18 protein-coding genes are annotated in these 21,091 nt (G+C 56.3%); 11 read left to right on the forward strand and 7 right to left on the reverse strand.

Features of this window, described 5'->3' with window-relative positions; translation table 11 throughout:
* Positions 1-68: 68 nt before the first annotated feature.
* A complete protein-coding gene (locus Q0687_RS31955) occupies positions 69-2,183 on the forward strand; it encodes a right-handed parallel beta-helix repeat-containing protein (protein ID WP_298885734.1) in 2,115 nt (704 codons plus the stop codon).
* A 27-nt stretch (positions 2,184-2,210) separates the two neighbouring features.
* Here the strand turns inward: Q0687_RS31955 and Q0687_RS31960 are convergent, their stop codons facing one another.
* From Q0687_RS31960 to Q0687_RS31980, 5 genes are all read right to left on the reverse strand, one after another.
* A complete protein-coding gene (locus Q0687_RS31960; protein ID WP_298885736.1) occupies positions 2,211-2,834 on the reverse strand; it encodes a hypothetical protein in 624 nt (207 codons plus the stop codon).
* Positions 2,835-2,977: 143 nt separating this feature from the next.
* Entirely contained in the window at positions 2,978-5,293 is a 2,316-nt protein-coding gene (locus Q0687_RS31965) for an AAA family ATPase (RefSeq protein ID WP_298885738.1), read from the reverse strand.
* An 88-nt stretch (positions 5,294-5,381) separates the two neighbouring features.
* The gene (locus Q0687_RS31970) at positions 5,382-5,996 is read right to left on the reverse strand and encodes a hypothetical protein (RefSeq protein WP_298885741.1); all 615 of its coding nucleotides are present in this window, start codon (positions 5,994-5,996) and stop codon (positions 5,382-5,384) included.
* Between the two features lie 194 nt (positions 5,997-6,190).
* Positions 6,191-7,621 carry an O-antigen ligase family protein gene (locus Q0687_RS31975; protein WP_298885743.1) on the reverse strand — a complete coding sequence of 477 codons (1,431 nt, stop codon included), beginning with the start codon at positions 7,619-7,621 and terminating at the stop codon, positions 6,191-6,193.
* A gap of 247 nt (positions 7,622-7,868) precedes the next feature.
* Positions 7,869-9,080 (reverse strand): polysaccharide biosynthesis/export family protein, encoded by a 1,212-nt coding sequence (locus Q0687_RS31980; protein WP_298885859.1) that lies wholly within the window; start codon positions 9,078-9,080, stop codon positions 7,869-7,871.
* A 201-nt stretch (positions 9,081-9,281) separates the two neighbouring features.
* Here Q0687_RS31980 and Q0687_RS31985 point away from each other — a divergent pair, with 201 nt between their 5' ends.
* The 3 genes from Q0687_RS31985 (at position 9,282) to Q0687_RS31995 (ending at position 11,712) form a co-directional block, all read left to right on the forward strand.
* Positions 9,282-9,983 (forward strand): hypothetical protein, encoded by a 702-nt coding sequence (locus Q0687_RS31985; RefSeq protein ID WP_298885745.1) that lies wholly within the window; start codon positions 9,282-9,284, stop codon positions 9,981-9,983.
* A gap of 61 nt (positions 9,984-10,044) precedes the next feature.
* Positions 10,045-10,320 (forward strand): hypothetical protein, encoded by a 276-nt coding sequence (locus Q0687_RS31990; protein ID WP_298885747.1) that lies wholly within the window; start codon positions 10,045-10,047, stop codon positions 10,318-10,320.
* Positions 10,321-10,419: 99 nt separating this feature from the next.
* Complete coding sequence (locus Q0687_RS31995; RefSeq protein ID WP_298885749.1) at positions 10,420-11,712, forward strand: hypothetical protein; 1,293 nt, start codon at positions 10,420-10,422, stop codon at positions 11,710-11,712.
* Positions 11,713-11,742: 30 nt separating this feature from the next.
* Here Q0687_RS31995 and Q0687_RS32000 read toward each other — a convergent pair whose 3' ends face one another.
* Complete coding sequence (locus Q0687_RS32000) at positions 11,743-12,363, reverse strand: transglutaminase-like cysteine peptidase (RefSeq protein WP_298885751.1); 621 nt, start codon at positions 12,361-12,363, stop codon at positions 11,743-11,745.
* Between the two features lie 191 nt (positions 12,364-12,554).
* On the opposite strand from Q0687_RS32000, the gene Q0687_RS32005 reads away from it, so the two are divergent.
* From Q0687_RS32005 to Q0687_RS32035, 7 genes are all read left to right on the forward strand, one after another.
* Positions 12,555-13,295, forward strand: a complete 741-nt coding sequence (locus tag Q0687_RS32005; RefSeq protein ID WP_298885752.1) for a metallophosphoesterase family protein — start codon at positions 12,555-12,557, stop codon at positions 13,293-13,295.
* A 54-nt stretch (positions 13,296-13,349) separates the two neighbouring features.
* Positions 13,350-14,009: a hypothetical protein gene (locus Q0687_RS32010; protein WP_298885755.1), complete on the forward strand. Its 660-nt coding sequence runs from the start codon at positions 13,350-13,352 to the stop codon at positions 14,007-14,009.
* Positions 14,010-14,326: 317 nt separating this feature from the next.
* Entirely contained in the window at positions 14,327-16,270 is a 1,944-nt protein-coding gene (locus tag Q0687_RS32015) for a DUF4214 domain-containing protein (RefSeq protein WP_298885756.1), read from the forward strand.
* Positions 16,271-16,919: 649 nt separating this feature from the next.
* Positions 16,920-17,195 carry a hypothetical protein gene (locus tag Q0687_RS32020; protein WP_298885758.1) on the forward strand — a complete coding sequence of 92 codons (276 nt, stop codon included), beginning with the start codon at positions 16,920-16,922 and terminating at the stop codon, positions 17,193-17,195.
* Positions 17,196-17,559: 364 nt separating this feature from the next.
* Positions 17,560-17,829 carry a hypothetical protein gene (locus Q0687_RS32025; protein ID WP_298885760.1) on the forward strand — a complete coding sequence of 90 codons (270 nt, stop codon included), beginning with the start codon at positions 17,560-17,562 and terminating at the stop codon, positions 17,827-17,829.
* 218 nt (positions 17,830-18,047) lie between these two features.
* Positions 18,048-18,455: a hypothetical protein gene (locus Q0687_RS32030; RefSeq protein ID WP_298885762.1), complete on the forward strand. Its 408-nt coding sequence runs from the start codon at positions 18,048-18,050 to the stop codon at positions 18,453-18,455.
* Between the two features lie 123 nt (positions 18,456-18,578).
* Positions 18,579-19,106 (forward strand): NUDIX domain-containing protein, encoded by a 528-nt coding sequence (locus tag Q0687_RS32035; protein ID WP_298885764.1) that lies wholly within the window; start codon positions 18,579-18,581, stop codon positions 19,104-19,106.
* Positions 19,107-19,811: 705 nt separating this feature from the next.
* Here the strand turns inward: Q0687_RS32035 and Q0687_RS32040 are convergent.
* Complete coding sequence (locus tag Q0687_RS32040; protein WP_298885766.1) at positions 19,812-20,546, reverse strand: NUDIX domain-containing protein; 735 nt, start codon at positions 20,544-20,546, stop codon at positions 19,812-19,814.
* Positions 20,547-21,091: the final 545 nt, after the last annotated feature.

Below are 21,091 nucleotides of genomic sequence, written 5' to 3' on the forward strand. Positions count from 1 at the left end.
TGGGGTGCGAGCCCCTCCTGTTCTAAATTTTATTATAGACCGACGTAGATAAAAAAGTGAGAGGAAACGTGGCGCGCTGTATCCAGGGCAACAATCCGAAGAGCCTATTCGCGGTTGTTGCAGTCGCGACGATCTTCATTCCTCAAAGTTCTGAGAGCCACTCATCATACCTGATTGTGGTAGATGAAGCAAAGCGGGAGAGCCACGGCGAAACGTCGCCGTCGGAGATGTCACGGACGGTGGCGACATTGGAGGAGGGCATAGCAGCTGTTAGAGCGCGAAGAAAGACTGGTTGGATCGGATCAGTCACGCTCCAGCTGGCTCCGGGCGTACACCGATTAACCAATTCGCTGATGTTAACTTCGGATACCTCTGGATGGCCAGGGCTTCCTCTTCGAATTGAGGCCCAGCGCGGCACAACGGCAGTCATCACTGGAGCTAAAGAATTCGAGGCTCGCCGCTATCGAGATGAGACAATTGGCCCGCCTGGAATGATGCCGCCAGTAGCCTCATCCTCAGCCTTTGTGCTGCCGTTGAGTGAAGATCTTCTGTCCATTGCTCAAGCTGAACATCCTCGAGGATCCACTTTTTCCCCAAGCGCCTCAGGCCTTCAAATATATCAGGGTGATATGCGACTTCGACCCGCTCGGTGGCCGAAGACAGGCTTTGCAATTCCCAAACGCGTCTACGATCGCGGAAATGGCAACGGAGGCCCAGTGTTTGCTCCCCCGGCCGGCAAAATTGAGAACTGGTTGGGAGAGAAACACTTGTGGGCGGGCGGTTTCTGGGGCTACGACTGGCACTGGGAAACCGCGCAAGCAGTCGCTTCTGATGAACCGACGAAGAGCCTAAACCTCGGCCCGCTTCATGGACCATATCCAATGAGCACGAGCGCGCGCTACTTCGTTTATAATGCGCTCGCCGAACTCGATCAGCCAGGCACGTTTTACATTGACCTAGAAAATAGACTTGCTGCCTACCTTGCTTGGCAGGGAATAAACCGCCCGGAGAGCGTTGAAATACCTCTGTTGTCGACACTGGTCAACGCCAATGGCGCCCACGACATCATTTTCGAGCGCATCGCCTTCGAGAAATCGCTAGGAGACGCGGTTGTCATCAACGATAGCCATGACATTGTTTTCGACGATTGCTTTGTTGGCTTAACCGGAAGTCGCGGCCTCGTGGTACGAGGCGGTCGTGCGATTACCTTCGAACAATCTATTATTGCTCATACTGGAGAAACTGGGGCCGAGTTATCGGGGGGCAACAAGGATCAGCTGATTGCGAGCGGCCATCGAATCTCCCGATCTATTATAGCAAGCTACGGAGAGGACACGAGGACTTATCGTCCCGCGGTTCTCATGGACGGTGTGGGCCAGATTGTTGAGCGTTCACTCCTTACCCAAGGACCTCATAGCGCGATAATCTTCTCCGGCAATGAACATAGAATCGTTGGGAATGAGTTTAGTCACGTGGTGACGGATTCACTCGATTCGGGCGCAATCTATGGAGGCCGCGATTGGAGCTCCCGAGGCACCCATATTCTTGGAAATCTTTTTCGCGATATCCGCGCGTTTAGTAAGGATAGGCCCTCCGATGTTCACGCAATTTATCTTGACGACTGCTTCAGCGGAACCACCATCAAAAAAAACGTTTTCGTCGACCTTGATCAGGGCATTTTTGTCAACGGTGGACGAGACGTGCAAGTGGACGGCAATCTATTTGTTCACAACCGTCTAGCTGCTGTACGCATTCAAAATCTCTCTGGAAGCGACTTTGCGGCTGAGACATTGCAAGGTGGCACGCTGATGCAGCGGTTGCTCAAATCCTCTTATCGGTCATATCTGTGGCAACGCAAGTATCCGCATTTGAGCAGTATTCTTTCGGATGATCCAATGACACCGAAATACAATTGGATCGCAAACAACCTTTTTGCGACAACTATACAGATTCAATATGACAGGAACGCAGATCGATACGCTGAAGTCACTGAAAACGAAGCAATAGAAAATTCGAAACTCGGTGCAAATATCCGAGCTCAAGAGATTGTGGATAGCACCGGTATAATGGATAGAGCCACGCTGACCATGAATAAGGTTCGAATCAAGAACGAGGTGAAAGATGCACGAAAAGCTTTGAGCTTTTCTTCTCGTATAACCGAGTTCCTAGAAAAGTCGGATTGAAGACAGAAGCGAACCCAGGCTCGGTGCCTAAAATGGACGGTTTCTTCGACTCGGCACGCTTGGCACCGTTACCCCCTCCAATCCCTGCTCTTCCACGGCTCGCGCAAATGAGTTGCGAGTGGGCTCGTCTAGGTGAACTAATTCAGCTGTGAGTTTGCTTCGCAGCGGAAGGCCGAGTGCAGCCAGCAGCTTGATCGCATCGGCAAAAAGACCCGAACGAACCAACCCCACGAACTCTTGAACAACTCGAACTTTAAGTTCGTCGGGTAAAGAGGGAAATAGAGCTAGAGCTATAGGACAACGGCGAACACCTATCCAAGCCTCATTTGGTCCAGTCACATAGGACATGAGCAGACGACGAAATTCTCCCTTTGGTTGAGAAACACCATTCTCAATTTGATGACCCATTAGCCACAAAAAGGAGTCCGACGGCGCCGCGTTTAGTGCGGCCACAAGAGCATCGTCGAACTTCGGTAAGTCCGAAGCAATTGGCAAGCCATACTCGAAAGCACGCCCCTGCTCCAGAAGGCGAAGGCGAACAACGGCAATATCGCGAAATGTAAGCGGTCTGTTCTGATCAGCCGATGTAACGGTAGTCAATCGATCCGCTAGTCGCGCCAACTGCTTCGCGTTGAAATTTTCTCCGTTCAACACAGCTCGCGCGGAACGCCCTAACAAATCTTCACGAGAATAAACTTGAAAGGAGGAAACGGCCCATAATGCGGAAATAACCCCTAGTGCAGCGGTAAAGCTTCGCACAATCCTAAACACGTTTTGCGCCAACGCAGTTGATGTTAGTCGCTTTTATATCCATATTGGCCGTAGTGATAGGATTTTCGATAGTGGCCCTCATAGCGCTCTAACACGCCCACCTCAGCTTTGTTCAAAACAGCGCCTAACAAACGATCATGAATCTCGGGCGCAACTTGTAACTGATGCTGCGCCAAGTCGACTCTGGTTTTGCCCCATTCAATCACATAGATGTAGGAGTCAACCAAACGTGTGGTGGCTCGAACATCAACAATGGGGGCCATGGGGGGCAAGTCGATGACCACATAGTCGTACAGATTGCGCAGGCTATCGACGACGGCGCGCATAGATGCTGAGGCTAAAATTTCGTTTGTATGAACAGTATCAGACGGCACAATCGTGGGCAAAAACGTCAGTCCGGTGCCCGGATCTGAATAAGTCGCTTCCTTTAGGTCTACCGATTTGGTGATAACCTCTAGAAGCCCTGGTCCTGCACGTGATGCAAGGGAACGCGTCAGACTCGGGTTTCTAAGATCCCCGTCCAAGAGGATGACTCGATTTCCGGCGTGAGCAATAAGCTCTGCCAAATTGGCCGCAACAGTAGATTTTCCCTCACCAGGAAGCGTGGAAGTTATTCCGATCACCCTGCCTTGAGGATCACCGCCAATGTCCGCAGCGATCTTGATCGAGCGAAACGCTTCGGCAAACGACGAAAGCGGATCGGTAACGACTTGGCGCAATAAGCCGTTTGAGCGGTCAATTGCTCTTTCTCCGGCACTTACAGGCAATGGTTTGCTTGGCTTCCATCCTTCCCGCCGCACCTCGCCAGAGGGGGCCTGGTCCCCCACCGCCTTCGATGAATTCAATCGCGGCAACACAGCCAAACAATGTGTTTGCAACGCGTTTTCCACCTGCCGCGTCGTACGAAACACTCGATCTGCCGCCTCGCGCAGTACTGCAGCGCTAAAACTAAATATAACGCCCATTAGGGCTGCTAGGCCGAGTACTTGAACTGGTAAGGGTCCACTCTTTGTATCCGGCAACCGCGCTGAGCTGATCACGCGAGCTTCGGTGATTGGAAAGGATTGCTGTTGGATGGCCTCCATATACCGCTGGAGAAAGTTATCGTAGATGGAATGATAAACTTTAGCGCTACTTTCCAGATCAGATAGCCCTAGTCGATCGCGATTGGTGACCTGCGAACTCGCAACGAGCCTTTGTAGCTCCCGTTCCAAGCCGTCAACTCGCGTTTTGGCAATTTCGTAATCACTCTTATAGCTCTGAGCAATGCGGCCCAATTCATCGAAAATCGCTCGTCGCAATTCCGCCATTTGAGTGCGGAGATTAAGCGCGGCCAAGTGGCCCGACCCGTACCGCGCGGACCAAATGGCCTCTTTGGCAGCTATGTCCAAATAGTTATTCCTCAAGCGATTAATCACATCGCTATGAAGAGAATCAGCAACCGCCGCATCGGGGACATCTCTCCGCATTACTTCATTGATTCGCTCTAGTCGTGCCTTGGTCTCTTCTGCAGCTGCACGAGCCGTGCCCAGTTGCGTATTGAGGTCCTCAAGCTGCTGCTCACCGAGCAATCGTGGTCCGCCCGAAGAGTTTCCTCCAACGGCAACGATCTTGTTTTTTTCTTTGTAATCGAGCACGGCTCGGTCGGCCTCAGAAGCTTGCTGTCGAAGCTCCTTGATTCTGTCTTGCAGCCAACTGCTGGCCCGCTTTGTAGCTTGATATTTAGCTTCGAGTTGATCGACGATGTAGGCATCCGCGATAGCATTGGCTATGGCAGCGGAACGCGCCCGATCTAGCGACGTGAACCCAATGTCCAAAACATAAGTTCGACCGACGCGAGTGACGGTTCGCTTCGCGATAAAGGCAGCCAAAGCTGCACGAGACAAAGCGGTTTCCGACTGTTCCCCGTCAAGCATGTGCCGCAAGAATCCGAGGATGCCTCCGCTCGAATTCGCGAACTCAGTGTCGTCGGTAAGCTTCAGTTCCTTAATAACAGACAGACCAATATTTTCGGATTTCAAAATTTCAACTTGTGTTTCGACTTGCGCTGTGTCGATCGGAACATCCCCGATTGGCGTTTGCTGCTGCTGCAGTATGCGCAGCTTGCTCGAGTCAATCAGTAGCATCGCGTGTGAGGTGTACTTGGCAGGCGTCGTAACGAGATAGATTAGACCAAGCGCAACGGAGCAGCCGATTACAAAGACAAATATCGGGAATTGTCGGCGAACAAATCCAGTCAGCTGCTCGATGATTTCAGAAACCGCGAACGGTTCTTCAAGCGATGCTCCGGGGCGCAATTGACTAGCGCCCTGGCTGCTGAACTTTAAAGGCGCGTCCATTTAAGTCCCTAACTATTCAACGCTCCATTAGCTACGCACCAAGAGGGCGCTCCAAGGGACGCGTCGGAATAAATATCTCTACAGCTTTCTAAAAAGGGCTTACCTGCGAAGCGTTCGCCCCGCTCAGCGATCCTCCGGTCGTCAAGCCGGATGATTGATTGGCGGCGAAGTTGCTACCGTTGATCGCGTTGCCCGAATTCGATCCGCCGGTCGTAGACCCCGCCGTAGTAGGACCGCCGCCGCCGCCGGCACCTCCTCCACCCCCACCCCCCCCTGCTGCCGCAGTGCTGGTGTCGCCTGCGGCCTCGGCGTAAGCCCTGGCCAATTCGGGAAGGCCGGCTTGGACGACGGTCCGTTGGATGTCGCCACCGAAGGCAGGGTCGTTGCCCGAGGCGTAGGCCTTGGCGCCGTCGGCAAGACCCTGGGCGATGGCCGTGCGCTGGTCTTCGTTGGCGGTTTTGGCGAGCGCAATGATTGCTGCCAGGGTGTCCTTGTCGGAGGCGATGAGGTCGGCGATTTGTTTGCGCAGGGCCGGACCGCCGTTCGGGATTTGGCTGAGCAGCTGGCTCGGATCGGCCTTGAAGGCGGTGATTGCGGTGGGCGCGAGCGGCGGATTCTGTCCGGCGATTTGTGCGTTTGCCACCTGCACCGAAACGAGAAGTGCCGCGCCAACAAGAAATTTGAGCCCCAGCCGCTTGGTCATCTCGCAAACTCCTTCCCGGCAAGTCCTGATCGAAAAAGCCAAGATCGCCATCATCTTAAAAAAAACTGAAACCACTATAGCTGAGCCAGCGGGAATACAAAAGACGAATGATCCGGCAGGCTGTTTGCTTTAGGGCGCTGTTTTGCTTGTGGATTTAGCTGTTTCGGCCGCCCGCCTGCCGTGTTAGCTGGCCGTTAACCATCATTTTGAGGAATTAACGGTAACAGCTTGACAGATTTACCGGATTCGGCGCCCCCAAGCGGCCCCTTAGCGTGTCGTCTGCGTGTTGGCTCCTGCTCCCGCTGCGCTTGCCGCAAATAGATCGCCTGACCAAGGCCGAGGCCGAGCAGGGCGAAAAGCACGATTGAATAGCCGGCAATCTGAAGCGAGAAATCGATCGCGGAATGCAGAAGCCCGATCAGGCAAACCGCAAGCGCTGCCAGCGGTACCATCATGTGCCGCCGACGCACCCGGACGCCGCGCACAAGCGCCGCGAGCGCGACGATCCAAGCCACCCCCGCGATGATGGCGAGCGGAATGCCAAGCTCGGAGGCAAATTCGAGGTAGGTATTATGGGCGATGTCCCAGCGTCCCTGCATCGAAATGTCGCTGCTGCGATAGGCCGGGAAAGCATAGGCGAAGGTCCCAAGCCCGGTGCCGAACCACGGGTTGTCGGCGATGATCCTGATCGTGGAGCGGTAGACCGAGAGGCGCCCAGCATCGCTGAGCCCCTGCAGATCGATGCGGCTGCCGACATTGCCGCCGAGCACCTGCAGAAGCAGCAAAGCGGTGGCAGCGCTCCCCGCGATCGCGCCGACAAAGCCAAGGCCACGCGGCATGTCGGGGGCAAAGAAGATCATGAAGGCGATCACCATCACCCCGAGCGAGACCAGCACCCCGCCGCGCGAGCTGGTCATGAACATCGCCGACAGGCACACAAACAGCATCACGAAGCGGATCAGCACGTCCTTGTGGGTCCGCCGGAGGAGGTGATGGGGGATTTTGCGCCATTCCAGTGGTCCGGGCGGCAGGTTACGCCGGACCGCGCTCATGAGAAGCACCAGCCAGACCGCCGCGCACGAGCCGAAATAGCAGGCGGCTGTGTTGCGGTTGATGAAGGTCGCCGTGAGATTGCCGAGATAGGCGGTCTTCTCCCGCCAGAGGACTTCGGTCGGATCGAACGCCAGCGCGAAGATGCCATAGATTGCGTAGCCGACCCCGGCCCAGGCCATCACCCGCACGCCGCGCCTGGCCCGCTCCGGATCGACACCGACGATGAGGCCGAGGACGAGTGCCAGCACATTGGCCAAGGGATGGCCGAGCGCAAAGAACGGCTCGCCGCGGACGATCGAGACCGAGGGCGTAAGCTGTTTGCCCAGCGCCTCCGATGCCTTGGCCCAGATTGGATTGAACGGCGCTACCCAGGGGTGGTCTGCGAGCTGCTCGTGCAAAACGAAGCCAAAACAGAGGAGCACGAACCCGAGCCCAGCCAGAAGCAGGAGATGGCCCTTCCTGAGGCGGTGGGTCGGCGCAAACATCAGCCCCGCGCCGAGAAGCGCGCACCAGGCCGCAACCGTCATGGCATCGCGCGAGCCGAACAGGAACGGCGGACCTGCAAGCGCCACATAAAGCACCAGCGCCGAAATACCGCCCCATCTCGGACGGCTCTTTTTGTTCGACCGAAGGATTTGCCGAAGGGACAACGCCGCTGACTTCTCAAAACTATGTTTGACCGCGAACATAGCCCGAAAGCAGCCAATGCAATCGAGGAAGGCGACTTGGGGCCCGGCTCAAGGTTGCCGGTTCGTCTACGAGATCGGAGGCTCCAGGAGAGCCTCCGCGACAGGCGTCCTCTTCTTCCCTGTCGTCAGATCAGGGAAGTGCCCTTGCAGCATTGAACAAGGCGATGCCATTGCTGCCGAGCACCAGGCCATTGTTGGCGGTGGCCATGATGGCGTTAACCGAGGTCAAGAACTTCGTGACGTCAACCGATTCGGCGTTGGCCACGAACAGGATATCTCCGTTGCGCATCTGCACGTTGGTGGCGAGGAAATAGCCGCTCGGATCCCGGAAGCTGGTAGAGAAGATCACCGGGATCAGCTCACCTGCAAACTTAGAAACATCCACGCCCAGCTGCTGCGCGAGCTCCCGCGGCTCGGCGCGGTACAGGAAGACCGAGCCCGGATCCGCCTGGTTGTCCACCAAGCCACCTGCCTTGCCGACCGCTTCGGCAAGGTTGATCCGCCAGGCATCGAAGTTGAACTCGCCCTGCGTACCGGTCGCGCCGAAAGCTAGGAATTTCTGCTGCTCCCGGTAGACATAGATCCGGTCGCCCGGCTGGACGAAGACGTTGTTGGAGGGTTCATAGACGAGATTAGCGAACGGTACCGTTGCCCGGCGATTGCCGCGCTGCAGCATGACCCAGGTCTCGTAGCCCTGCCCCCGGATGCCGCCAGCGCGCGTGATCGCATCGGTAACGCGGTCCTGGGCGCCATAGGCTGCAGCCGGATAGCGGGTCGGCGTATTCACCTCGCCAAACACGCTAATCAGAGAGGTGCGCTGCTGCGACAGCGACACCACCACCTGCGGCTCGATGGCGCGGTTCTTGATGCGATTGACGATATCCTGCTGGATCTCGCCGTTGTATTTGCCGGCCGCCTTCACCAGACCGGCATAGGGCACGCTGATATTGCCATCGTTATCGACCGTCTGGTCGGGGATCGTGACGAAATTGCCCGGGCGGACGCCGGCTTCGGTCGGGATGAACAGCCCGCCTGCCGCCGCTTCGAAGATCGTGACGCTGACGACATCGCCGACACCAAACTTGATCTTGGTCGGCGGGACGTACTTGTCCGGGAAGGTGCCGGCAAGCCCCCGCGGCTCAAAGCGGCCCACCATCGAGACGATCTCGGGGCTGAGCTTGACCAGTGCGTAAGGAAGATGGGTACCCTCGGCTCCCGTGGCGTCAGCGTTGGCGCGGATCTGATGGGCATACGGCCCTGTCGTCGGAACCCATGAACATCCGCCGAGCGCAAGAGCGAGCGCCAAAAAACCGATGTATCTGGCAATTCGATCGTGAAGCATGAATTCGTCCCGCCTATCCAACGAAATGGTTAGGTCAACACCACCTATGGAACAAGGCCGGTGCGGGCCTAACTCGCCGATTGCGGGTCGATGCGCCAAAAATGCCACAGATCACTTTAAGGTGATGTAAATCAAAATATGCACGTATGATCAGGCTATTGTAAGGAATACTTAACCCTATCTTGGAAGCTATCTTATCCAATGTCTCGCCAATCGGACCACACCAAACGCCTGGGCATTTGGCTGTTCGCCAGCATCTTTTTGCTCGGCGCCTCATCCGCTTTAGGCGCAGAATCGGCCCGGGATTTCGATGGCTGCAAAGCGATCGCCGATGACCGCGCCCGGCTCGATTGCTTCAAAGCCCTACTGAACCCTCCCGCCTCGGCTCCCGGAGCGACCTCGCCGGGACCCGACTCTCTTAGCTCATCTGCCTCTCCTGGCTCATCTTCCGCGCCGAGCCCGGACGCCGCGCAAGGCGCCGCTTCCGCAGACAATTGGCCTTTGGTCAAAACCGCCAACCCGAAGGGCGGACCGGATGCGCTGGCCATCATGCGCACGGCCGACACGACCAGGTCAGATCCGGACCTGGCGGGCCTGTTGGTGCGGTGCCAGGATAAGCCGGGCTTTGAGGTGCTGCTGGCCGTGGTCCGCCCCCTGCCCCCTCGCCGGAAGCGGGACGTCACCATCACCCTCGGGACGGCCCACCCTGTCCTTCACGCCGAGATCAGCTCAGCCGGGACATCCCTGATCTTGCCGCTCGAAGCATCCACACTCGCCATCCAGGACGAACTTGCCGTAAAGGTCGATGATCCCGATGGTTCAATTCAGGGGGTCATCCCTTTAGGTGGTCTAGGTCCCGCCCTGGCGAAGCTCGCCGCCAATTGCCCGGCATCGCGACCATAATCGCGGCATTTGAGGTGTCGATTTAACGGAAATTTAGACGGCCCCGGGGAATTCTGCCCCCATGGCCATGATCATTATTTTCAGTGCATTGGGCGGGGCGGTTTTGGGGACCCGATTCAAGGTGTTTATTCTGTTTCCCGTCTCGCTCCTTGCCCTTGTGGCGGTGACGTCCGGCCTGATGCTGGGCGGAAGCAGCTTGTCGCGATCCTTGACCGTCGCCATCGCCTCGATCGTCGCACTCCAGCTTGGATATTTAGGCGGCGTGGCAACCCGCTTCGTCATGGTCGCCGCACGCCTGCGTTCGCTGCGCAAACAGCCGGCTGCCTTGCCGAGATAAACCGGCTTCAGGGTTCATACTTTCTAACCGGCGCGAGATTGCAACGCGGCGCTTATGCTATATCGTCGCGATCAATATTCTCGAGATTGAGCCGCCCGTTTGTCGATCGCTTTTAGTCTTCTGCTCATCTGCATTGTCTTTGCCTCAGGGACAGCTATTCAGGATGGAGCCGCCGCACAGTCTCTGATTGCGGTATTCACTGTCGCAGCGCTTGCCTCGATTGGCCTGTCCGCACGGACAGCCGACGTCAAGTTTGCAAGCCAGGTCACCAGGGGCCTTAAGCTGATTGCGGCCATCCCCGCCGTCTGGATGGCGCTTCAGATCCTGCCCACCCCCATCGGCGCTCACTCGATCTGGTCCTACGCCAACGAAGCCTTAGGACGTCAAGCCCTCGGCCATATCAGCGTCGACCTCGGCGTTACAATCGTCTCCCTGATCGGGTATCTGGCGAACCTGGCGCTGATACTGGTCGGCATTTTCGTGACCGCCGATCGCCGCCGGGCAGAACTGGTCCTGTTCGTATTGGCCGGTGCAACCGCGGTGACCGCAATTCTCCTGGTCTTCGCCGAATTGGGGCTGTTTGCGGCAGGCTCGGCACGCGATGCAGATCGAATCCAGGGCGCCGTCAGCGCGTTGGCCATCCTGGCTTCGCTGGCATGTGGCGTTCGCGCCCTCGAGCGTCACGAGAGCCGCACTCCTCAAGGCAAAACCGTTGCCCGTGAAGTCGTCTTTGGCTCCGTTGCAGCCATGGCGGGGCTTGCCTGCGGTACGATTGGTCTTGCCCTGGCAGGATCGCTGAATAATGCCCTTGTGACGATTTTCGGCATCGCCCTGTTCGCTTCCGTGCAGACCGTGCGGCGCCTGGGCCTCGGCGCATGGGCTACAGCTACGCTTGGTGCAACCTTGGTTCTGGCCGCAGCCATGATCATCGCCTGGCGTTACGACCCTGCGCGTGCGGTCTCACCGTTCCTGCAATTTGCCAACACGTTCTCTGCTGAATCTCTTTCAACCGTACAGCGCATGATGACCGACGCGGGTTGGCAGGGCACGGGAGCCGGTACCTTTGCCGCGATGGCCTCGATCTACCAGGATCTCGCTGGCGCCGAGATACGCCCGATAACCACCGTATCGACACTGGCAATCGAACTCGGATGGCCCGCGGTATTTTTCAGCGTCGCCGCAGCAGGTCTGCTGTTCGTTTTGCTTTATCGTGGCTCGCTGCGACGCGGGCGCGATTCGTTCTACCCCGCCCTTGCAGCCTCCTGCACATTCATCGTCGTTGCTCAGGCCTTCTGTGACGCAAGCCTGCTCAACTCATGCATCGCGATCATGGTCGACGCAATCGTAGCCCTTGGACTAGCTCAAAGCATCAGCCGCCGCGATGGCCTCTAAGGAAAAACGAAATCAAACAAACAAGACGCCTTAGGCTTTGCGACTGTCGAGCGATGCCCAATAGTTCGGGTTCTTTGCAGTCTGCATTCGGACCCAGCGATAGGGCGCGCGTGACCAGGGACGAATCTGCGGGGTGAGATTATCAAGCACGAGATCGCCAACAGAGGTCCGCACGACAAGGACCAGGTGATGCTCCCCCCACGTGGTAACGACTTCGCTCAGAAGAAGTGTTCTGGCCGGCCATCCCCGTTTTAGCAGTTCGGACCTCTTGGTGACCGCATAATCGTTGCAATCGCCGCTGGCCGGCTTGATCAGCCATTTCTCTCCGGCAAGACCTTCCGTGTTGGCTTCAGGCGAAATTGCCGCGTTGACGGTTTTATTAACGTCTCTCAGGTCGTCCCAGCGCTGCTCCGTCAAACGAACAGGTCCGCCGCGAAATATCACGCGTTCGGGCTTGCATTGATCGGAATAACGCAGGCAAAACTGGGTAAAAGCCATCGGCGGCAGCGTGTAGTTTCCGAAGGCGATGCGCTTGAGGGCCGTTCCTAGCATGCTTGGCAAGCCGACAAAGCCTGCATTCGCAGGCTGGCATCCCCCTGCGACCGCAGCCGCGACACCGAGTGCGGCAATCCACCTGGTAGCGGACTTCATGTGATAGGCTCCCCCTGCAATTTTGGAGGACCCTAAGCCAGAAGTTTTTAGATCATGCTCGCCTGCTCCAGCGCTTTTGACTTAGATGTGAGTTACCGCTCCAAGAATATGTTAACCATCCCGACGAGCCGCGGGTCTAATACGACCGCTCTGCAAGGGGATATAAGGAGCGGATTGGTAGCGCTGTTGAGATGTTCGGGTTGCTGCGATCACGGAAGTCTACAGAATTGCCCCGGCTTCCAGAGGGCATTCGAATCTATGCGTTCAGCGACATCCATGGCCGCGCCGACCTCTTGGCGGACATGTTCAGGGTCATCGACGTAGACCAGGCTCGCCGTCCAGCGGCTCGTCCGATTGAAGTCTTCCTTGGCGACTATGTCGATCGGGGGCCCTACTCCAACGAAACGCTCGATTTGCTCATCGAGCGGAGCCAAAGGCGAGAGACCGTCTTTCTGAAGGGAAACCATGAAACTCTTTTTCTTCAGGTTCTTCGAGAGGCGAGCAATTTCGATTCGTGGCGAAGAATCGGCGGACTTGAGACCATGATGTCCTATGGTATCCGCCCATCACTCAATTCAACCACAGCCGAACAAAACGATCAGATCGAGGAGCTCAAAGGTGTCGTTCCAAAAAGGCATCTTGCGTTTCTGAATAGCCTGAGGCTCTCCTTTACCTGTGGCGATTTCTTCTTTGTTCATGCAGGCGTGCGCCCGGGAATACCGCTTCGGGAGCAACAAGAATCCGATCTGTTATGGATCCGCAACGAGTTCCTGGAGAGCGAAGAAAACTTCGGAAAGTATATCGTCCACGGCCATACCCCGGTTCGAGAACCCGATATCCGATCAAACCGGATCAATATCGACACCGGCGCCTATGCCACCGGCAATTTGACCTTGCTCAGCATCCAGGGCAGCAGCCTTATTGCGGTATAGCTCGATACCGGTCAGGATGGTTTTGCGCTGGTCAGGTCATTTTAAGCAAGATCAATGAAATCGCTTTGGCAATTCCGTCTTTTCGTTCTCGTCGTCTTCATCGTAGTCGGCGGCATTTCCGTCTGCAATCTTGCGGCTGAGTTTCTACGTCCCCTGCCGCTGCCTTTGGCCACTGAACTCGGCACTCCACCATCGGCCGACCAACTCTCACGTGCATCTCGCTCAGCGTTAATCGCGCCCTTTCGATCAGACTTAAGGGCAGACTACGCATTGAGGCTAACCGGGCAGGCGCTGAATGCTACGAAGTCAGCGCGCCAAGAAAACGCGTCAGAAGTGCCTTTTGATCTGCTTGGAAGTGCGCTTGCCATGTCTCCGCACGACTCCCGGATGTGGCTAGCGCTCGCTCTCCTCGGGCAACGAGGCGTAGTTGCCCGCCCCGTCGACACGCTCAAAATGTCCTACCTGACCGGACAAAATGGCGCTGATTTGATTCCGCTTCGCTTAGCAAGCGCGACCACAACCAACGTCTTGACTGATGTGGACCTGAAGGAACTTGCACAGGGCGACGTTCGCGCACTTCTGACCCGGCTCCAGAACCAACGCGCGGTTCTTGCTGACGCTTACGCAAAAGCATCACCCGTTGGAGCGGCATTCCTGGAAGCGAGCGTTAAAACAATCGACCCAAGTTTTCTCGATATAATGAAGAAAAAATAAGCTGGCGTGCGTCGTCCGCCAGTCGGCGCACTAACGCCGAGTTCGCCAAGGGGCGTTCAAACGGCGGGCTTTGCGCGACAAAATTCCCAAAGAACTACGATCGGACCTGAGCGCGATTGCGGGCTCGACGTAAACCGTCGTCAGGCGCGAGACCATAGTTAATAGCTTATTTCACGCTTCGCTAAAACACGCGCAGCAAGTTCCACTGAATCTCAGAACGAGTTCGCTAGCGTTCTCCTCGAGGGCTGAGGTGGCGGCACAGATCGCCCCACCCTCACGGGGGATGTCAAATGTGTGCTCTTTGCCAAGCGCTGGGAATGAATCTGCATGCGTCAGGCGCGACCGACGGCTCTGGGATAGCCGCGGCGTCTGGGATTGCAGCGGGGAATGTTCTTGCTGCAACGGGAAATCCGGATGTCGATGGACTTCTGTCCGGCTACATGTGGACAGGCGGCACGATCACGTACAGCTTCCCGAGTTCAGCCAGTGTCTATGGCGCGAACTATGGGATGGGCGAGAATACCTACGGCTTTTCGCCGCTGTCTGCCACCGAGCAGACCGTTGTCAAATGGATCATGGGGCAGGTCTCGACGTTCACTGATCTGAACATCGTCTACTCGGGCACCGGATCGGCCGATATTGAACTTGCCCATTCCGCAAGCGCAAACCCGACAGCTTACACATATTACCCCGACGGCTCGGCGGAAGGCGGCGATATTTGGTTCGGCACCTCCTACAACTACACCACTCCAAGAATCGGCGATTATTCGACGCTCACCCATATTCACGAGATCGGGCACGCGCTTGGCCTCAAGCATAGCTTCGAAACAGGCGGCGTCGCCAACGAGACCGTTCCCTCGGCCCATGACAATCTCGAATATACCGTCATGAGCTACAGGAGCTATCAGAATGGACCCCTTACAGGCTACTCGAACGAGCAGTACGGGTATCCGACCAGCTTCATGATGGACGACATCCTGGCTCTACAGACCATGTATGGTGCCGACTATACGTCCCAGGGCCACAACAACGTCTACAGCTGGAGCCCAACCACCGGACAGGAATTCATCAACGGGGTCGCACAGGCAATGCCCGGCGCGGACCGAGTTTTCATGACCGTCTGGGATGGCGGCGGCCACGTGACCTACGATTTCTCAAATTACTCCACCGACATGACGATCAACCTCAATCCGGGGGCCTACTCGATCTTGTCGACCGCGCAGCTGGCTTATCTTGGAAACGGCAACTACGCGCATGGGAATGTCTACAATGCGTACCTCTACGAGAACAATGCCGCCTCCTATATCGCCAACGCAATCGGCGGCAGCGGTAATGACACGATCATTGGTAATGCTGCCGACAACGTCCTGACCGCGGGTTCCGGCAAGGACACGCTGGAAGGCGGCGGTGGCCACGACACCCTCATCGGCGGTACAGGCGCGGACACCTTCGTCTTTGCGGCACGCGACGGTATTTCGACGATCGAGGATTTCAGCGGCGCTCAAGGGGACACGGTTCTTTTGAGCGGCATTAGCGGCGTGAGCCACTATTCTGACGTCCTCGCTCATGCTTCTCAGGTCGGCTCCGACGCCGTTTTGAATTTCGGCACCAACGAGGAAGTCATTTTCCATAACATCAATCTGTCGAGTCTGAGCGCCAGCGACTTCCAGTACCAAGCGGCGGCTCCGGCGACCCAGATCACCGACATGACCGTCGTGGACGGCATCACCACCGCGGTTGTCAACGACACCTATTCTGATGCGACCATTCAGGTCACGGCGTCCGGACTGCTCATTACGACCACCAACGGGTTCAATGGCATAACCGATGCGGACCGCGTAGCGTTCACAGATACAGTAGTTGCCTTCGACACCAGCGGAACGGCAGGCTTCGCCTATCGCCTTTACCAGGCCGCATTTGATCGGACTCCGGATCGCGCTGGTTTGAGCGAAAACGTTCATCTGCTGGACGCCGGACTCACCGAAGGGCAGATGAGCGCCGCATTTGTTGCCAGCCCCGAGTTTCAGAATACCTACGGGGCGTCCATTTCGAACTCCCAGTTCCTCACGGACCTCTACGCAAACATCTTGAATCGCACGCCGGATTCCACCGGGTTCGCCGGTTGGTTGCACGTGCTTGACTCCGGTCAAGGCAGCCGCGCAGATATCCTGATCGGGTTTTCGGAGAGCCCCGAGAACCATTCAATCGTTGATCCGAAGGTGGTCACGGGCATAGCCCTCGATCCCCATTACTTGACGTGAACGGGGCGCCAAGGGAAGCAGAGCGACACGAAGAGCGGCCACTATTAGGACGCGAGCCTGCACCTGGGATCGATGCTCATTCGGACCGGAGCAAGCCAGTAGGGGTTTAATGAAGGCCGCTCTCAAACCATGGCGGCGTACAGTCTAATTCTTCGTCATCCAGAAACTCGGCTCCAACGAGGCTTCCCGCGCGCCATCTGAGTTCACACCGGCGCATGTGTCCGGACGTATCCAGCCGGAGTACGAAGACGGTCAAAATGACGTTGATATCATGCATCACGAGCCCGACACCGCAGTGGCTGAGGTTTCGCACAATGCAGTTGAACGTCAAGCTCTTGTCGCCGAAGCGAAATGCCCCCTCCGTGTAGAGCGCGCGCCGCCTCACCGATCGCCGCTCCTCGATCATAGCCCAGCGCGTCATTGTGCCAGTCCCGAATTGAGCGCCGCCGGGTCAGTCACCGATCGGACCTACCCCGCGGCTCGACGTATACATCTGGCGCCTGCATTGCAAAAACAGCCGCCAGCTCCAAGCGATACTAACACTAATCGCGCAAGTGGCGTTGCTGCAATCCAGCTCCGCCGGTAAGGCTACATATCAGTGTTAATCAGTCCCACTATTCGCGGAAGAGAGGCGATCCCTCAGATCTCGATGCTGCGTGATCTGCGCAGCCAATCCATTCCGCTCAAGCTCAAGAGCCGTTTCTTGTTCTCGTACGTCGTGACCGTCGCGCTCAAGAACCTCGATGAGAATTTGCTGATTCTCGATATTTTGCCGACGATCCCGGATCTGCCGCTCAAGTTCGACCAGTTGGTCGTAAACGCCCTTGTTCATTTCTCAAATTTCCATCGAACAAAAATAATACAGCTAACGGCACTATTCTGCTTGCCTCTCCTTAATCAAGCCTTGCTGGTCGCCTCCGTTTGAACAAGCTGACTGCGAGTTGAGACAAAATGCTCAACACGGGCCTGTCCTCGCTCCATCCAGACTTTGCCGTGGCTGAGCGGATATCGAACCTGTTGCTGCGGCAGGCAAAGCGCAAGGGAGAGCCGCGTAACTGTCTGAGAGCTCTGGCAAACTGACCAAGTCAATCACCGCCACCTCCAGTTGGCGGCCAGCACTTAACTTTCCCCACACCAGAAATCATCCCAAGCCCGCTGCAAACGCTGTATGTCCCGGTGCCCCACCGGGATGGACTGAGGCTTGATCAACGCCCCTGAAAGACCTTATGGTTCAATGACCCATAGAGCACACAGAGTGCCTTTTGCAGCCAGCAACGACGAGGTTGAAGATGGTCGCACGCCCAACACTGTCTCGGCTCGCTCCGGCCATGCTGATATCTGCGGCTCTTCTGCAGCCCGGCCAGGCATTGGCTATTTCAGTTGAGGTCGCGAAGAAATGTAACCTCCTCCTCGGAAAGCAGTTTCCACCGCGTCAAGCGGCTAATCCCGCGGCCGGTAGTGCAAAGGGTGATGGCAAGGCGCAAAGGGATTTCTTCAAGAAATGCGTCGACAACAACGGGGATCCGGACACGCCGCCACCGGCTCAAAATACGAAGTAAGGGCGAGCCCGCTTTAGCTTGCGCGAGTAGATGGTCTGACGCGTGCGGGCCATATCTCATTGGACAACAAACAAGCTTTTCAAGTCCTTTAACGACCTTTCGCAAATATCTGCCGGGCCCGGAGATCTCGTTCACCGAATTCGGCACAATTCCAGGGCGCTTACGATAGATTTATCTCAAGGCATCAGTCTTGTCGGGCGAAACCACGACGAGGACCAATGTCACAGATTTCCCGCAAAATATTGTTGGTAGGTAGTTTTATTGCCGCCCTATGCGCATCTGCGCACGCTAGCCCAAGCTGCCTACGTGAGAAACAGCCGTTTGCACTGGCTGACGACATCGTCAGCTGGACCATGACAACGACGAGCCCCGAATGCATCCAGGGATTGCGCTGGTCCTACATGCAGATCTACGGCGTATTGGTGCTAAAACCTCCGAAGAAAGGAAAGCTCGTGATCGTCGGATCAGGCTTCCGCTACTTCGCTGACCCGGCTAGTCACGATCCAGACGAATTTACCCTGGTCGTGGTCGGCAAAAACCGACATGAAACCGGAAAATCGATTGTCGATATCACGATCAATCCGACGTCCCTTGCCGCAACTGCCGCGGCGCCCGACCAGCTTTGACCCTGGAACTGGGCCGCGGGCGAGCGCACAGCGGATACCAAATAGCTCGCGTTATTGAACGCGGCTATCTCATCCTAAAGGATCCATTTGGCGTCAAGCCGAGTTCACCAGATTGTCGGCACAATGACTAATTCCCTAGACCGTCATTCGCACCCGGGTGAGCCCTCAATCCTGGATAGCGACGCGTTCGAACACGTTGTTCGATGGGCACCACTCTGTGCGATTGACCTCGTCATAACAGATCCAGCTGGATCAGTGCTGCTTGGACTGCGCAGAAACGAGCCTGCGAGCGAATACTATTTTGTGCCGGGCGGCCGAGTGCGCAAGGGCGAGCGGCTCGAGGTTGCCTTTCGGCGGATCTTGTGGAGCGAAACCGCGATTGAGGCCGACATGTCTCAAGCCATCGCCCTCGGCGTCTTTGAGCATTTCTACGATACAAACGCTCTAGGAAAAGACGGGTTCGGAACACACTATATTTGTCTGGCCTATCAAATTGAACTTCCCAACCGAGCACACTTCAGTCGCGATTCCCAGCACAAGGAAATGCGATGGATTCCCCCCTATGAACGCTCGCAGCTCAAAGTACATCCTTATGCTGCAGCTTATCTGGATCAAGCTATCGGCCGATCGCGCTCATTTACCAGCGAGTAGCTCTGTTCGCGCCTCTTGTGAATACCGGCCCGAAATGGACGTGCAGGGTCATAGGAAACGGCACAAAACACACCGCCCCCATTCGGAGAGCACGGTTCTCTGGGGCCTAGGAGCACGGCAGGTAACGAGGGACTCACCAATTCCGTAAAGCTGCTGCAAACCGGCTTTCCTAGCTTGCCCGCAATGATTTCCGTGTAGCTTTTCATTGAACAAGAGCGGAGACCGTGATGTTTGCGACAGTCCGAATCATTGTTTTCATCGCCAGTGCCTGCGCGGGCTTCACATACCCGGACATGCAATTCGGTGTGCCGTCACAAGTGGTCGCTGCCGACGTTCAGAGCGAGATCCTGCGATGAAACAGCCATCAAGTGAGGCCTCGTTGGATCCAGAACACTATCGCGCGATCTGTGACGAGATTGGCACCCGATTGGCCTGCATTCTCCGACCCGTCGACACGGCCTTGCCGCAACGTTTGGCTCAGCTTATGAACCGGCTCCTCGAGCTTGACGATATCGTACCCTCTTGTGGAGGGAGGAAATCAGAGCCTCTAATCGAGCCGCAAACTGTACTTCGGAAAGTCGCTTAAGTTAGACCGCTCCACACGGACTAGTTTCAAGCGAGCCGCTTCAAAGTCCTGAGAAACGAAATAGCATCTCAAATAGTACGAGTTGACTCGTCCCTTCGGTGGCATGACCGCCGACAACCTCAAACAAGCGACAGCGCTCTAAGTGCGGTCAATGCCGAGGGAGTCAATTGCTCCATGATGCTCCGAACGTTTTCGACGTTGACGATTTTCAACTCGCCTTCCGTCACAAATAGCTTTTCTGTGGGGACATCGCGCACCACAAAAAGGTCCGCCCGCACCAGCCCGCCCGGGACCTCCGCGTCGGCTCCATCAAGCTGAGCAATTCGGACAAACCTTTCAGCGGGAATCCTCCAGCTCAGTTCCTCTTGAATTTCGCGAACCACGCAATCAAGAAATGTCTCCTCCCCTTCCCGGTGTCCACCAAATAGACCGACCATGCCGGGACACAATATGTCAGGGACGTGCCCACGTTGCTGCAGCAAAACCCGACCCAAGGTATCGAAAACCACGGCTGCTGAGAATTCGCGGACTTTTGTCATAACATGTCTTCCATGATGAATGTGAGCTGCCGTATCGGTATCACCGCTCAACTTTTTACGAAATCCATAACTTGGTTTCAGTCCGATTGGGGTAGAATTGGCAGAATTAGGAGGCGCAATATGAGATATTTGCAAGATCACGGCTTGCCGCTTGTCCAGTTGAAAGAAAGACGCCGCGATCTGGTGGTCGCGCTGCAAAATCGACCAGGTGTAATCAGTGACCAGGAACTCATGCAAATCGCCGCTCTCCAGCAAGTCATCACCGCCGTTGAAGAAGTCATCGCCGATTTCGATGCCGAATTGATTGAATGCCATTACGGACGCGAGCCCGCGGGCACAACGATTTTCTCTTAAGTCTTGCCGGCTCTCAACGCATTGGCCCGGGCGGCGGGGTTGGACGTGAAATGCGTTGAGACATCTGTTCGATGGCGCTACGCCGTCAGGGCAATTATGAAAGAAGTTTCGTCGAGCCTGAAGCCCGCTCGCTCTTTTTTTGGAACTAGTCAATTGCCTTAAGACCGACGGCAACAAGCCGGCAGACGGCATCAGCGAGATGCTACCCCCGGACGATCAATAGGCGCCCGCAATTTAACGCTCAAACGGTGCAAATAACCTGTCTGCAGCCCTTGAGAGCCGTCTCGGATGAACGGTTGTGCTTGGCAGATGACCTACCAGTTCGCCAGTCATCTTGTAGATCCGATCGCCTCTCAGCGTATAGAGCGCAAGCCCCTTGCCATCCAAGATTAGCGAGCCTCTTACAACAGCTACGTGCTTTCCTTGACTGTTGAAAATATCGCCGTCCATTTTACTGCTTCCTGCATGCAAAGCGATAGATGATGCCAAACTAACAAGACCAGCGA

It is taken from the genome of uncultured Bradyrhizobium sp. (assembly GCF_936928535.1).
Classification (GTDB): domain Bacteria; phylum Pseudomonadota; class Alphaproteobacteria; order Rhizobiales; family Xanthobacteraceae; genus Bradyrhizobium.

Excerpts from the sequence above, each read along its gene's own strand:
- Q0687_RS32000 (WP_298885751.1), bottom strand. The coding sequence starts at position 12,363 with ATGAAGTCCGCTACCAGGTGGATTGCCGCACTCGGTGTCGCGGCTGCG.
- Q0687_RS32015 (WP_298885756.1), top strand. The coding sequence starts at position 14,327 with ATGAATCTGCATGCGTCAGGCGCGACCGACGGCTCTGGGATAGCCGCG.
- Q0687_RS31970 (WP_298885741.1), bottom strand. The coding sequence starts at position 5,996 with ATGACCAAGCGGCTGGGGCTCAAATTTCTTGTTGGCGCGGCACTTCTC.
- Q0687_RS32005 (WP_298885752.1), top strand. The coding sequence starts at position 12,555 with ATGTTCGGGTTGCTGCGATCACGGAAGTCTACAGAATTGCCCCGGCTT.
- Q0687_RS31990 (WP_298885747.1), top strand. The coding sequence starts at position 10,045 with ATGGCCATGATCATTATTTTCAGTGCATTGGGCGGGGCGGTTTTGGGG.
- Q0687_RS32035 (WP_298885764.1), top strand. The coding sequence starts at position 18,579 with ATGACTAATTCCCTAGACCGTCATTCGCACCCGGGTGAGCCCTCAATC.
- Q0687_RS32040 (WP_298885766.1), bottom strand. The coding sequence starts at position 20,546 with ATGGCATTCAATCAATTCGGCATCGAAATCGGCGATGACTTCTTCAAC.
- Q0687_RS32030 (WP_298885762.1), top strand. The coding sequence starts at position 18,048 with ATGTCACAGATTTCCCGCAAAATATTGTTGGTAGGTAGTTTTATTGCC.
- Q0687_RS31980 (WP_298885859.1), bottom strand. The coding sequence starts at position 9,080 with ATGCTTCACGATCGAATTGCCAGATACATCGGTTTTTTGGCGCTCGCT.
- Q0687_RS32025 (WP_298885760.1), top strand. The coding sequence starts at position 17,560 with ATGGTCGCACGCCCAACACTGTCTCGGCTCGCTCCGGCCATGCTGATA.
- Q0687_RS32010 (WP_298885755.1), top strand. The coding sequence starts at position 13,350 with ATGAAATCGCTTTGGCAATTCCGTCTTTTCGTTCTCGTCGTCTTCATC.
- Q0687_RS32020 (WP_298885758.1), top strand. The coding sequence starts at position 16,920 with ATGCTGCGTGATCTGCGCAGCCAATCCATTCCGCTCAAGCTCAAGAGC.
- Q0687_RS31985 (WP_298885745.1), top strand. The coding sequence starts at position 9,282 with ATGTCTCGCCAATCGGACCACACCAAACGCCTGGGCATTTGGCTGTTC.
- Q0687_RS31965 (WP_298885738.1), bottom strand. The coding sequence starts at position 5,293 with ATGGACGCGCCTTTAAAGTTCAGCAGCCAGGGCGCTAGTCAATTGCGC.